Here is a 12,205-nt window from a genome sequence, read left to right as displayed (position 1 = left end):
CCCCTTCGGCTCACGCTTGCTGAAGCGTTCGACGGATCTGACGCGGTCCATTGTGGACCGCGCCACTGACAACGCGGACCCTGGACCCCGTCGTCGGCCGCCCGGCCCCGCGCTGCCCGCAGGCTACGCCCTCGCGCCGGGTGACCCGCTTCTCGCTCTCGGCGTACGGGCTCCGGGAACTTCACACCTGGTCGGCGCGCTTGCATACAGTGGCAGGACGGCAGGAAATCGGCGGTTTCACCGACCGCACCGCGATCGAAGGGACGTACATGCCCATGGGTCACACGGCCACAGCCCAGGCAGGCTCCGGCGGCCTGACAGCGACCGAGCACCGCCTGGCCAATGGCCTGCGCGTGGTGCTCTCCGAGGACCACCTGACCCCGGTCGCGGCGGTGTGCCTCTGGTACGACGTCGGCTCGCGCCACGAGGTCAAGGGACGTACCGGTCTGGCTCACCTTTTCGAGCACCTGATGTTCCAGGGCTCCGCGCAGGTGAAGGGCAACGGGCACTTCGAGCTGGTGCAGGGCGCCGGCGGCTCGCTGAACGGCACCACCAGCTTCGAGCGCACCAACTACTTCGAGACCATGCCCACCCACCAGCTGGAGCTCGCCCTCTGGCTGGAGGCCGACCGGATGGGCTCGCTGCTCGCGGCCCTCGACGACGAGTCCATGGAGAACCAGCGGGACGTCGTCAAGAACGAGCGCCGTCAGCGCTACGACAACGTTCCCTACGGGACCGCTTTCGAGAAGCTGACCGCCCTCGCCTACCCGGAGGGCCACCCGTACCACCACACGCCCATCGGCTCGATGGCCGACCTGGACGCCGCGACCCTGGAGGACGCGCGCGCGTTCTTCCGCACGTACTACGCGCCCAACAACGCGGTGCTGTCCGTCGTCGGTGACATCGATCCGGAGCAGACGCTCGCCTGGATCGAGAAGTACTTCGGCTCCATCTCCTCCCACGACGGCAAGCCCGCCCCGCGCGACGGCGCGCTGCCCGAGATCATCGGCGAGCAGCTGCGCGAGATCGTCGAGGAGGAGGTGCCGGCGCGCGCCCTGATGGCCGCCTACCGGCTCCCGCACGACGGCACGCGCGCGTGCGACGCGGCCGACCTGGCCCTCACCGTCCTCGGCGGCGGCGAGTCGTCCCGCCTCTACAACCGGCTCGTACGGCGTGACCGTACGGCCGTGGCGGCCGGGTTCGGCCTGCTGCGGCTGGCCGGAGCGCCCTCCCTGGGGTGGCTGGACGTGAAGACCTCCGGTGACGTCGAGGTGCCGGTCATCGAGGCCGCCATCGACGAGGAGCTCGCCCGGTTCGCCGAGGAGGGCCCCACGGCCGAGGAGATGGAGCGTGCCCAGGCCCAGTTGGAGCGCGAGTGGCTGGACCGGCTCGGCACGGTCGCCGGCCGCGCCGACGAACTGTGCCGGTACGCCGTGCTGTTCGGCGACCCGCAGCTGGCCCTGACCGCCGTCCAGCGCGTGCTGGACGTCACGGCCGAAGAGGTCCAGGAGGTCGCCAAGGCCCGCCTGCGCCCCGACAACCGCGCGGTGCTCGTCTACGAGCCGACCGCCGCCGACGCCGCCGACGCCGCCGAAGCTGCCGAACCCACCGACGACAACAACGAGGAGGCGGCCCAGTGACCGAGCTCGCCACGATGGAGTTCCACCCCCAGCCCCGGGCGGGCGAGGCCAGGCCGTGGGCCTTCCCTGCGCCCACGCGCGGGACGCTCGACAACGGTCTGACGGTTCTGCGCTGCCACCGCCCCGGCCAGCGGGTCGTCGCCGTCGAGGTGCTCCTGGGTGCGCCCCTGGAGGCCGAGCCGGCCGGCCTCGACGGCGTCGCCACGATCATGGCGCGGGCCTTCTCCGAGGGCACCGACAAGCACTCCGCCGAGGAGTTCGCCGCCGAGCTGGAGCGCTGCGGCGCCACCCTCGACTCGCACGCCGACCACCCCGGCGTCCGCCTGAGCCTGGAGGTCCCCGCCTCCCGTCTGGCCAAGGCCCTCGGCCTGCTCGCCGACGCCCTCAGGGCGCCCGCATTCGCCGACAGCGAGGTCGAGCGGCTCGTGCGCAACCGCCTCGACGAGATCCCGCACGAGCTGGCCAACCCGTCCCGCCGTGCCGCCAAGGAGCTCTCCAAGGAGCTGTTCCCGGCGACCTCGCGCATGTCGCGACCCCGCCAGGGCACCGAGGAGACGGTGGCGACCATCGACTCCGCGGCCGTACGTGCCTTCTACGAGAAGCACGTCCGGCCCGCCACGGCCAGCGCAGTCGTCGTCGGCGACCTCACCGGTGTCGACCTCGACGCGCTGCTCGGTGACACCCTGGGCGCCTGGACCGGTTCCCCGGCCCAGCCGCGCCCCGTGCCGCCGGTGACCGCCGACGACACCGGCCGGGTCGTCATCGTGGACCGTCCCGGCGCCGTGCAGACCCAGCTGCTGATCGGCCGCGTCGGCTCCGACCGGCACGACCGCGTGTGGCCTGCCCAGGTGCTCGGCACGTACTGTCTGGGCGGCACCCTCACCTCCCGCCTGGACCGTGTCCTGCGCGAGGAGAAGGGCTACACCTACGGCGTGCGCGCGTTCGGCCAGGTGCTGCGTTCGGCGCCGGACGGCAGCGGCGCCGCGATGCTTGCCATCAGCGGCTCCGTCGACACACCGAACACCGGTCCCGCACTGCAGGACCTCTGGACGGTGCTGCGCACGCTCGCCGAGCAGGGTCTGACCGATCCCGAGCGGGACGTCGCCGTGCAGAACCTCGTCGGGGTGGCGCCGCTCAAGTACGAGACCGCGGCGGCCGTCGCGAGCACGCTGGCCGATCAGGTCGAGCAGCACCTGCCCGACGACTACCAGGCGACGCTGTACCAGCAGCTCGCCGCGACGGGCACCGTCGAGGCCACGGCGGCGGTCGTCAACGCCTTCCCGGTGGACCGTCTCGTGACCGTCCTCGTCGGCGATGCGGCGCAGATCAAGGAGCCTGTCGCGGCCCTCGGAATCGGCGAAGTCACCGTCGTCACGGCCGAGTAGAAGGCCTGACAGCGGCACGCCCGCGCAGGGGCCCTGGTGACGGAAGAGTCACCAGGGCCCCTTTATGTCCCAATTGGGGGAGAGGTTGCCTGTCTGACCTGTGGCATGCGCTACAAAAGCCGTGTTCCGTTTGGGGATTGAAAGATGCCCCGTTTAGAGGTCGTCTCATTTGGAATGTTCGATAGTCTGTCGTCGTGGGGATCGTTGAGCGTCTGGTGCCGGATGAGTTGTGGGGGTTGTTCGAGCGGGTGGTGCCGCCTGCTCCGTCGCGGCCGCAGGGCGGTGGCCGCCGTCGGTATGGGGACCGCGAGGTGTTGGCAGCGATCATCTTCGTGGCCACGTCAGGCTGCACATGGCGGCAGTTGCCCCCGTCGTTCGGGCCATCGGGTCCGACGGCCCATCGGCGGTTCACCGAATGGAGCAAGGCGCGGGTGTGGGCCAAGCTCCACCGCCTGGTCCTGGACGAACTCGGCTCTCGCGGCGAGCTGGACTGGTCCCGGTGCGCGATTGACTCGGTGAACATGCGGGCCTTGAAAGGGGGGACCTGACAGGTCCGAATCCTGTCGATCGGGGCAAGAAGGGCTCGAAGATCCACTTGATCACGGAGCGGACCGGTCTGCCCCTCTCGATCGGCATCTCCGGCGCGAACCTCCACGACAGCCAGGCCCTCGAACCACTGGTCCGGGGCATCCCTCCGATCCGCTCCCGCCGCGGACCCCGCCGACGCCGCCCCGCCAAGCTGCACGCGGACAAGGGCTACGACTACGACCACCTGCGGCGATGGCTCCGCAAGCGAGGCATCCATCACCGCATCGCCCGCAAGGGCATCGAGTCCTCCACACGTCTGGGCCGCCACCGCTGGACCATCGAACGCACCATGGCCTGGCTCGCCGGCTGCCGCCGCCTCCACCGCCGCTACGAGCGCAAAGCCGAGCACTTCCTCGCCTTCACCAGCATCGCCTGCACCCTCATCTGCTACCGCAGGCTCGCCAAATGAGATGACGTCTTAGCGTCTTCCGGGCTGTCCGTCAGGCAGTGCGCCGCGTCCGCGGCACCGGACAGTCATCGCCGAGTCCCCGAACGGCGCGAGCCAGGGGAGCCGGGGACCCAACGATGCAGTCCCTGGGGTGAATCGGACGCCCGCGCGCAGCGAGGGAGTCCGTAGGAGACCTTCCTGCTCCGAACCCGTCAGCTAACCCGGTAGGCGAGAAGGAAGGAAAGGACCAGCCACTTCATGGCGTTCACCCGCGCCACCGGGAAGCACCGTCGTCCCAGCCGGATGCAGCGCACCACCGCCCGCGCCGCGGGCGTCGCCGCGCTCACCACCACCGGCGTCGTCGGCACTCTGGCCGCCCCCGCGCTGGCCGCCGAGCCGGCGCTCGAGCAGACCGGCCTGCTGCCGGTCGTCACCATCGGCGACTCGGTCGCCGACCAGATCGACGCCCAGGCGGCCGCCCAGCAGCAGGCCGCCGAGGAGGCCGCCGCCGAGGAAGCCGCCGAAGCGGCCGCCGAGAAGCGCGCGGAGGAGCGGGCCAAGGAGGCGCGCGAAGCCAAGGAGCGGGCCGCCCGCGAGGCCGAGCGCAAGCGTCTCAACACCTATGCGCTGCCCATCACCGGCTCCTATGTCTCCACCGGCTACCAGTCCGGCGGCTCCCTGTGGTCCTCCGGCAGCCACACCGGTGTCGACTTCCACGCCGCGAGCGGCACGCCCGTCCACGCGGTCGGCTCCGGCACCGTCGTCGAGGCCGGCTGGGGCGGGGCGTACGGCAATCAAGTCGTGATCAAGATGAACGACGGTACGTACACCCAGTACGGCCACCTGTCGTCCATCGCCGTCTCGGTCGGCCAGACGGTCACCCCGGGACAGCAGATCGCCCTCTCCGGCGCCACCGGCAACGTCACCGGAGCGCACCTGCACTTCGAGGCCCGTACGACCGCCGAGTACGGCTCGGACATCGACCCGCTGGCCTACCTCCGCTCGCACGGTGTGAACGTCTGACGACAGGCGGCTGCGCTGCCCGAAGCCCTGGCTCCCCGAGCCGGGGCTTTCGGCGTTTCAGGGGTCTGTTTGTCCAAAAAATATCCATGGATTCCGGTCCGCCATCGGAAATTCCGGCTCTTTGCAATAGAGTCACTGAACACACGTCAATCGTCGACGTTTCACGGGGATTAAGACGGAGGTCGGGCATGCGTATTCCGGCGCACTCGGTGTGCACGGCGATCCGGGACGACATCGTCGCGGGTGTCTACGAGCGTGGCGGCCGGCTCACCGAGGAACTCCTCGCGCGCCGCTACGGCGTCTCGCGCGTCCCCGTCCGGGAGGCCCTGCGCACCCTGGAGGCAGAGGGCTTCGTGGTGACCCGGCGGCACGCGGGCGCGTGCGTCGCGGAGCCCACCGAGCAGGAGGCCTCCGACCTGCTGGAGATGCGCATGCTGCTGGAGCCGCTCGGCGCCGCCCGGGCCGCCCAGCGGCGCACCGAGGCCCATCTGAAGGTCCTGCGCGGTCTCGTCCGGCTGGGTCAGGAGCGGGCGAGGAGGGGCAACAGTGAGGATCTGCGCTCGCTGGGCGGCTGGTTCCACGAGACGCTCGCCCAGGCCTCCGGAAGCCCCGCGCTGATCGCCATGCTGACCCAGCTGCGACACAAGATCGCCTGGATGTACGCCGTGGAGGCACCGGCCGGCCCCGCGGAGTCCTGGACGGAGCACGGCGCGATCGTGGACGCCGTGGCGCGCGGCGACAGCGAGCGCGCGCGGGCCGTCACGGCGCTGCACACCGAGCGCGCGATCGCCGCGCACCGGCTCCGGTTCGTCGGCGGCCAGGATCGCACCGACCGTGTGAGGACTTCGCAACACCCCGTAAACATGTCCAGCCTGCGGCATTAACATATGCGCCGTATACAAAGAGGAGATATTCGGTGGCGGTGTATTTCCGCTGCCCTTTTTCTGGCGCGCCGGGAATTCACGTCCGCGCGTCACAGGCGTGCCCGCGTGAATTGCGTCGCGCCCGCCGTGGAAAAGACGGGAGGTCGCTGCGGGAAACACGCGAAGCCGCTGCGGCAAACGCATGAGCCCGCTGCGGAAACGGCGAAGCCGCGCCGCCCGGGAAGGGCGACGCGGCTTCACTGACCGCCGTGCGGGCGGTCAGACGGTCTCGGGCAGCTCCTCGAGGCCCTCGGAGACCAGCTTGGCCAGACGGTCGAGCGCGGCTTCGGCGCCGTCGGCGTCGGAGGCCAGGACGATCTCCTCGCCGCCCTCGGCGCCCAGGCTGAGAACGGCCAGCATGGAGGCCGCGTTGACGGGGTTGCCCCCGGCCTTGGCGATCGTCACCGGGACGCCTGCGGCCGTGGCGGCTCGGACGAAGATGGAGGCGGGGCGGGCGTGGAGGCCCTCGGCCCAGCCGACGTTGACGCGGCGCTCAGCCATGTGATGCTGCCCTTCAGTGTTCAGGGTTGTCTAGACCAGTTTCCCATATCGTGAAGCATGCCCGGTGCGGTCCTTCGTACCGTCCGGAGGTGGAGTCGGACCGCGGCCTCGGTCCGACTCCCGTCCTTGCACAGACTGCCTCGCGCCGTTGTCGTACGCGAGCCGTACTCTGGGGCGCATGCAGAGCTCGTCGGAGCGGCACGAGTACCCCGCCCACTGGGAAGCCGACGTGGTGCTGCGCGACGGCGGCACCGCGCGCATCCGCCCCATCACCGTTGATGACGCCGAGCGCCTGGTCAGCTTCTACGAGCAGGTTTCGGACGAGTCGAAGTACTACCGCTTCTTCGCGCCCTACCCGCGTCTGTCCGCCAAGGACGTCCACCGCTTCACGCACCACGACTTTGTGGACCGGGTGGGACTCGCGGCCACCATCGGCGGCGAGTTCATCGCCACCGTACGCTATGACCGCATCGGCGCCGACGGCCTGCCCGCCTCCGCGCCTGCCGACGAGGCCGAGGTCGCCTTCCTTGTACAGGACGCCCACCAGGGCCGCGGTGTCGCCTCCGCCCTCCTCGAACACATCGCCGCCGTCGCCCGGGAGCGCGGCATCCGCCGCTTCGCCGCCGAGGTGCTGCCCGCCAACAGCAAGATGATCAAGGTGTTCACGGACGCCGGATACACCCAGAAGCGCAGCTTCGAGGACGGCGTCGTACGCCTGGAGTTCGACCTCGAACCCACGGACCGTTCGCTCGCCGTGCAGCGCGCGCGTGAGCAGCGCGCCGAGGCACGGTCGGTACGGCGGCTGCTGGCGCCCGGCTCCATCGCCGTCGTCGGCACGGGCCGCACGCCCGGCGGCGTGGGCCGCAGCGTCCTCGGCAACATCCGGGAAGCCGGCTTCACCGGCAGTCTTTACGCCGTGAACGGGGCCCTGCCCGAGGGCATCGAGGAACTCGACGGGGTGCCGGCGTACCGCTCGGTGCGCGACATCGACGGGCCCGTCGACCTCGCCGTCGTTGCCGTCCCCGCGGAGTACGTGCCCGAGGTGGTCACCGAGTGCGGCGAGCACGGAGTGCAGGGCCTCGTCGTGATCTCCGCCGGCTACGCCGAGAGCGGCCCCGACGGACGGGATCGCCAGCGTGCGCTCGTGCGGCGCGCGCGCGCGTACGGCATGCGGATCATCGGGCCGAACGCCTTCGGGATCATCAACACCTCCCCGGACGTCCGCCTCAACGCCTCCCTGGCCCCCGAGATGCCGCGCCCCGGACGGATCGGGCTCTTCGCGCAGTCCGGGGCCATCGGCATCGCACTGCTGTCCCGGCTGCACCGGCGCGGCGGCGGAGTCACCGGAGTCACGGGTGTGTCGACGTTCGTCTCGTCCGGCAACCGGGCGGACGTGTCCGGCAACGACGTGCTCCAGTACTGGTACGACGATCCGGACACCGACGTCGTCCTGATGTATCTGGAGTCCATCGGCAACCCGCGCAAGTTCACCCGCCTCGCGCGACGGACGGCGGCGGCGAAGCCGCTCGTCGTGGTGCAGGGTGCGCGCCACGGAGGTGCCGCGCCGCAGGGCCACGCCGTACGGGCGACGCGGCTGCCGCACGCCACCGTGTCCGAGCTGCTGCGGCAGGCCGGCGTGATCCGGGTGGACACGATCACCGAGCTGGTCGACGCGGGGCTGCTGCTGGCGCGACAGCCACTGCCGGCGGGGCCGCGGGTGGCGATCCTGGGGAACTCCGAGTCGCTGGGGCTGCTGACGTACGACGCGTGTCTGTCCGAGGGGTTGCGGCCGCATCCTCCGCTGGACCTCACGACGGGGGCTTCGGCGGAGGACTTCCGGACGGCGTTGTCGCGGGCGTTGGCGGACGACACGTGCGACTCCGTCGTGGTGACCGCGATACCGGCGATCGGGGAGGCGTCGGTGGGGGATGCGGCGTTGGCGGAGGCGTTGCGGTCGGCGGCGGCTGCGGCTTCTTCCAAGCCGGTGCTGGTGGTGCATGTGGAGCTCGGGGGGCTGGCGGAGGCGTTGTCGGCTGCGGCCAGTACTGCGCCACAGCCTCTTCCAGGGTCCCGGCGGCGGTTGGGTGGGGTGGGGTGCGCTGCCCGGCGCTGGCGGGTGCCGCCCGCGCCCACCCGTGCCGCCCCGGGCGGCACGACTGCCCGCGGCTGGGAAGGGCATATCCCTGCCTACCCCGCCGCCGAACGTGCCGTCCGTGCACTCGCCGAAGTCGTCAAGTACGCGCAGTGGCGGCGGACCGCCGAGCCGGGAAGGTGCCGAGTTCGAGGACATCGACGAGAAGGGCGCCGCCGAGCTGATCGCGGGCTGCTCACGCGCGGGCAGGGGCTCACGCTCGGTACGGAGGAGACGTGCGAGCTGCTCGGAAGTACGGATCAGCGTCCACCGCGCCCTGCCCCCCCACCCCCGACGCCGCAGCAGCAGCCGCCCGCACCCTCGGCTACCCCGTGGCCCTCAAGGCCACCGCCCCGCACCTGCGTCACCGCGCGGACCTCGGCGGCGTACGCCTGGATCTGGCGGACGAGGAGCAACTGCGACGGGCGTACACCGAGTTGACGGAGCTGTTCGGGACGCCCGAGGAGCTGCGGCCGGTGGTACAGCGGATGGCCCCGCGCGGGGTGGACACGGTCGTACGGACGGTGATCGATCCGGCGGCCGGAGCGGTGCTCTCCTTCGGGCTGGCCGGGGCGGCCTCCCAGCTGCTCGGCGACACGGCGCACCGCCTGATCCCGGTCACCGACCGCGAGGCGACCTCGCTGATCCGCTCGATCCGTACGGCACCGCTGCTGTTCGGCTGGCGCGGTTCGACGCCCGTCGACACCCCCGCCCTGGAGGAGCTGTTGCTGCGCGTGTCCCGGCTGGTCGACGACCATCCCGAGGTGGTCGCGGTCACCTTGGAGCCGGTCGTCGTCGCCCCGCACGGTCTGAGCGTGCTCGGCGCCTCCGTACGCCTGGCCCCGCCCCCCGCCCGGGACGACCTCGGCCCGCGGACGCTCCCGGTGTACTGAGGGGCCCGGGGTGACCGAGCGGTGCCTCGCAGTCAGTGGGTCCCCGTAGGATGGGCCTCATGGCCAAGACCAGTACGACGACCCAGGGGCTGCGAGCGGCGATCGAGCGCAGCGGCTACTACCCGGCCCTCGTGGCCGAGGCGGTGGAGGCCGCCGTGGGCGGCGAGCCCATCCGGTCGTACCTGGTCCACCAGGAGACGACGTTCGACCAGAACGAGGTCCGGCGGCATGTGACCGTGCTGGTCCTCACCGACAACCGCTTCATCGTCAGCCACACCGACGAGCAGGCCGCGGACAGCACCTCTCCGACGCCGTACGCCACGACGTCGACGGAGTCGGTGAAGCTGGGCAGGATCTCGTCGGTGGTCGTCAGCCGCGTCGTCGCCAACCCGGAGTCGTACGCACCGGGCACGCTGCCGCGCGAGGTCGTGCTGACGATCGGCTGGGGCGCGGTCTCCCGCCTCGATCTGGAGCCCGCCGCCTGCGGCGACCCCAACTGTGAGGCCGATCACGGCTACACGGGCAGTTCGACGGCCGACGACCTCAGCCTGCGCGTCAGCGAGGCCGGGGACGGACCGGAGACGGTGCGCCAGGCGCTCGCCTTCGCGCAGTCCGTCTCCGAGGCGACCGCGGACCTCGACCGCTGATGGCGCAGCCCGCCGCCTGGGAGGACCACCCGGAGCCCCTCGCCGTCGACTCCGCCCCCCGGCCCGAGTACGGCTCCGGCTCGCTCGCCGACCTGCTGCCGACGCTGGCCGCGGGTATGGGCGTGCCGGGCATGACCGCCACGATCACCGAACTGACCCCTGCCGACCGGGTCTGCGTGTTCCTGATCGACGGCCTCGGCTGGGAGCAGCTCAGGGCGTACCCGGACGAGGCCCCCTTCCTGACCTCGCTCCTCGCCGCCTCCCGTGGCGGTACGGGCCGTCCCCTCACCGCCGGATACCCCGCGACGACCGCTACGTCCCTCGCCTCGGTCGGCACCGGCCTGCCGCCGAGCGCACACGGCCTGCCCGGCTACACCGTGCGCAACCCGGCCACCGGCGAGCTGATGAACCAGCTGCGCTGGCAGCCGTGGACCGAGCCGCGCGCCTGGCAGCCGTATCCCACGGTCTTCGACCTGGCCCAGAAAGCGGGTGTGCACGCCGCGCAGGTCTCGTCCCCCGCCTTCCAGAGCACCCCGCTGACCAAGGTCGCGCTCAGTGGCGGAACGTTCCACGGGCGGCTGACCGGCGAGGAGCGCATGGACCTCGCCGCGGAGCAACTCGCCGCCGGGGACCGGAGCCTGGTCTACACGTACTACGCCGAACTCGACGGCGCCGGTCACCGTTTCGGCGTCGCCTCCGACACCTGGCGCGGCCAGCTCATGTACGTGGACCGGCTGGTGCAGCGGCTGGCCGAGCAGCTCCCGCAGCGCAGCGCGCTCTATGTCACCGCCGACCACGGCATGATCGACGTGCCCTTCGACGAGCAGCACCGCATCGACTTCGACGAGGACTGGGAACTGCGCGCCGGGGTGGCCCTACTGGGCGGCGAGGGCCGCGCGCGGCACGTGTACGCGCTGCCGGGCGCCGAGAACGACGTACTGACCTGCTGGCGGGAGGTGCTCGGCGAGCAGTTCTGGGTGGCCTCGCGGGACGAGGCGATCGCCGCGGGCTGGTTCGGGCCACCCGGCGCATGCGACGACCGCGTGTACGCGCGCATCGGCGACGTGGTCGCGGCCGCCCGCGACGACGTGCTGATCATCGCCTCCGAGCGGGAGCCGAAGGAGTCGGCGATGGTCGGCAACCACGGCTCGATGACCCCCGCCGAGCAGCTGGTCCCGCTGCTCGAAGTACGCTCCTGACACCCCCTGCTCCGTCGTTTCGCCGAAAGGTGCTCAACTCCCCATGCCCGAGCTGGTCTTCTTCTCCGGAACGATGGACTGCGGGAAGTCGACGCTGGCGCTTCAAATTGCGCACAACCGGTCGGCGAGGGGGCTGCAGGGTCTGATCTTCACTCGGGACGACCGTGCGGGAGAGGGGAAGCTCTCTTCACGGCTGGGGCTGGTGACCGACGCGGTCGAGGCGGTGCTTGGCATGGATCTGTATGCCTATGTCGTCGACAGGGTGTCGCAGGGCGGCAAGGTCGACTACTTGATCGTGGACGAGGCGCAGTTCCTGGAGCCGGTGCAGATCGACCAATTGGCGCGGGTCGTGGACGACTTGGACCTGGACGTCTTCTCGTTCGGTATCACCACCGACTTCCGCACGAAGCTCTTCCCTGGCTCGCGGCGGCTGATCGAGCTGGCGGACCGCATTGAGACGCTGCAGGTGGAGGCGATGTGCTGGTGCGGGGCGCGTGCTACGCACAATGCCCGCACGCTGGGCGGCGAGATGGTGGTGGAAGGTGAGCAGGTCGTTGTCGGTGACGTGAGTAGCCCCGCTGCGGAGGTCGGCTATGAGGTGTTGTGCCGGCGTCACCATCGTCGCCGTATGACGAGCGGTTCTGTCCGCGCTGGCGCGCTCTCGCCGGACGTCCTGCCGGTGGCCTCTGACTGATGGTTGTCGGCCGAATAGGCCGTAGTTCACTGTGCGGTGGTCTGCAGAGCCTCTCGGTCTCCGCCTTCACCCGATATCCCGTCTGGTGTGCTGGCGACCCTGCCGCCTCGATGTCCGACGGCGGTTGTTGCCCAGTGAGCGCCGCGCGGTTGCGACACTTGTCGTTCGGCGGGGTGGCGGTGTGCCCAAGGCC

Annotated in this window: 9 protein-coding genes, 1 pseudogene and 1 riboswitch; of the genes and pseudogenes, 9 read left to right on the top strand and 1 reads right to left on the bottom strand. The window is 71.1% G+C overall.

The features are described 5' to 3' along the window. Nucleotides 1-275 precede the first annotated feature (275 nt). The 5 genes from StrepF001_RS28360 to StrepF001_RS28340 all read left to right on the top strand — a co-directional run bounded on the left by StrepF001_RS28360 (nt 276) and on the right by StrepF001_RS28340 (nt 5,908). Nucleotides 276-1,640 (top strand): pitrilysin family protein, encoded by a 1,365-nt coding sequence (locus StrepF001_RS28360; protein WP_129801165.1) that lies wholly within the window; start codon nt 276-278, stop codon nt 1,638-1,640. Continuing rightward, nucleotides 1,637-3,025: a pitrilysin family protein gene (locus tag StrepF001_RS28355; protein ID WP_129801052.1), complete on the top strand. Its 1,389-nt coding sequence runs from the start codon at nt 1,637-1,639 to the stop codon at nt 3,023-3,025. Before StrepF001_RS28360 ends, StrepF001_RS28355 begins: the two co-directional genes overlap by 4 nt. Nucleotides 3,026-3,225: 200 nt before the next feature. After that, a protein-coding gene (locus StrepF001_RS28350) for an IS5 family transposase (protein WP_165396255.1) occupies nt 3,226-4,022 on the top strand; the annotation gives its coding sequence in 2 pieces (ribosomal slippage) (nt 3,226-3,559 and nt 3,559-4,022; 798 coding nt in all). Nucleotides 4,023-4,081: 59 nt separating this feature from the next. Continuing rightward, nucleotides 4,082-4,246: riboswitch (cyclic di-AMP (ydaO/yuaA leader) on the top strand. 13 nt (nt 4,247-4,259) lie between these two features. After that, nucleotides 4,260-5,024: a M23 family metallopeptidase gene (locus tag StrepF001_RS28345; protein WP_129801051.1), complete on the top strand. Its 765-nt coding sequence runs from the start codon at nt 4,260-4,262 to the stop codon at nt 5,022-5,024. 188 nt (nt 5,025-5,212) lie between these two features. Next, nucleotides 5,213-5,908 carry a GntR family transcriptional regulator gene (locus tag StrepF001_RS28340; RefSeq protein ID WP_129801050.1) on the top strand — a complete coding sequence of 232 codons (696 nt, stop codon included), beginning with the start codon at nt 5,213-5,215 and terminating at the stop codon, nt 5,906-5,908. A 258-nt stretch (nt 5,909-6,166) separates the two neighbouring features. Here the strand turns inward: StrepF001_RS28340 and StrepF001_RS28335 are convergent, their stop codons facing one another. After that, nucleotides 6,167-6,448 (bottom strand): HPr family phosphocarrier protein, encoded by a 282-nt coding sequence (locus StrepF001_RS28335; protein WP_129801049.1) that lies wholly within the window; start codon nt 6,446-6,448, stop codon nt 6,167-6,169. A 178-nt stretch (nt 6,449-6,626) separates the two neighbouring features. Here StrepF001_RS28335 and StrepF001_RS28325 point away from each other — a divergent pair. The 4 genes and pseudogenes from StrepF001_RS28325 to StrepF001_RS28310 all read left to right on the top strand — a co-directional run bounded on the left by StrepF001_RS28325 (nt 6,627) and on the right by StrepF001_RS28310 (nt 12,012). Beyond that, nucleotides 6,627-9,472: pseudogene (locus tag StrepF001_RS28325) on the top strand (GNAT family N-acetyltransferase). Nucleotides 9,473-9,531: 59 nt separating this feature from the next. Beyond that, nucleotides 9,532-10,119 carry a DUF5998 family protein gene (locus StrepF001_RS28320; protein WP_129801048.1) on the top strand — a complete coding sequence of 196 codons (588 nt, stop codon included), beginning with the start codon at nt 9,532-9,534 and terminating at the stop codon, nt 10,117-10,119. Continuing rightward, nucleotides 10,119-11,318 (top strand): nucleotide pyrophosphatase/phosphodiesterase family protein, encoded by a 1,200-nt coding sequence (locus StrepF001_RS28315; RefSeq protein WP_129801047.1) that lies wholly within the window; start codon nt 10,119-10,121, stop codon nt 11,316-11,318. The genes StrepF001_RS28320 and StrepF001_RS28315 overlap by 1 nt, the downstream gene beginning before the upstream one ends. Before the next feature lie 43 nt (nt 11,319-11,361). Beyond that, nucleotides 11,362-12,012, top strand: coding sequence for a thymidine kinase (locus tag StrepF001_RS28310; RefSeq protein ID WP_129801046.1), 651 nt, complete (start codon nt 11,362-11,364; stop codon nt 12,010-12,012). Nucleotides 12,013-12,205 lie beyond the last annotated feature (193 nt).

Origin of the sequence: Streptomyces sp. F001, assembly GCF_004187715.1 — a bacterium.
GTDB classification, from domain to species: Bacteria; Actinomycetota; Actinomycetes; order Streptomycetales; family Streptomycetaceae; genus Streptomyces; species Streptomyces flavusporus.
The sequence above is the reverse complement of the archived record's forward strand: the minus strand, read 5'-3'. Positions and strand labels throughout refer to the sequence as shown.

Excerpts from the sequence above, each read along its gene's own strand:
- StrepF001_RS28360 (WP_129801165.1), top strand. The coding sequence starts at position 276 with ATGGGTCACACGGCCACAGCCCAGGCAGGCTCCGGCGGCCTGACAGCG.
- StrepF001_RS28345 (WP_129801051.1), top strand. The coding sequence starts at position 4,260 with ATGGCGTTCACCCGCGCCACCGGGAAGCACCGTCGTCCCAGCCGGATG.
- StrepF001_RS28340 (WP_129801050.1), top strand. The coding sequence starts at position 5,213 with ATGCGTATTCCGGCGCACTCGGTGTGCACGGCGATCCGGGACGACATC.
- StrepF001_RS28335 (WP_129801049.1), bottom strand. The coding sequence starts at position 6,448 with ATGGCTGAGCGCCGCGTCAACGTCGGCTGGGCCGAGGGCCTCCACGCC.
- StrepF001_RS28320 (WP_129801048.1), top strand. The coding sequence starts at position 9,532 with ATGGCCAAGACCAGTACGACGACCCAGGGGCTGCGAGCGGCGATCGAG.
- StrepF001_RS28315 (WP_129801047.1), top strand. The coding sequence starts at position 10,119 with ATGGCGCAGCCCGCCGCCTGGGAGGACCACCCGGAGCCCCTCGCCGTC.
- StrepF001_RS28310 (WP_129801046.1), top strand. The coding sequence starts at position 11,362 with ATGCCCGAGCTGGTCTTCTTCTCCGGAACGATGGACTGCGGGAAGTCG.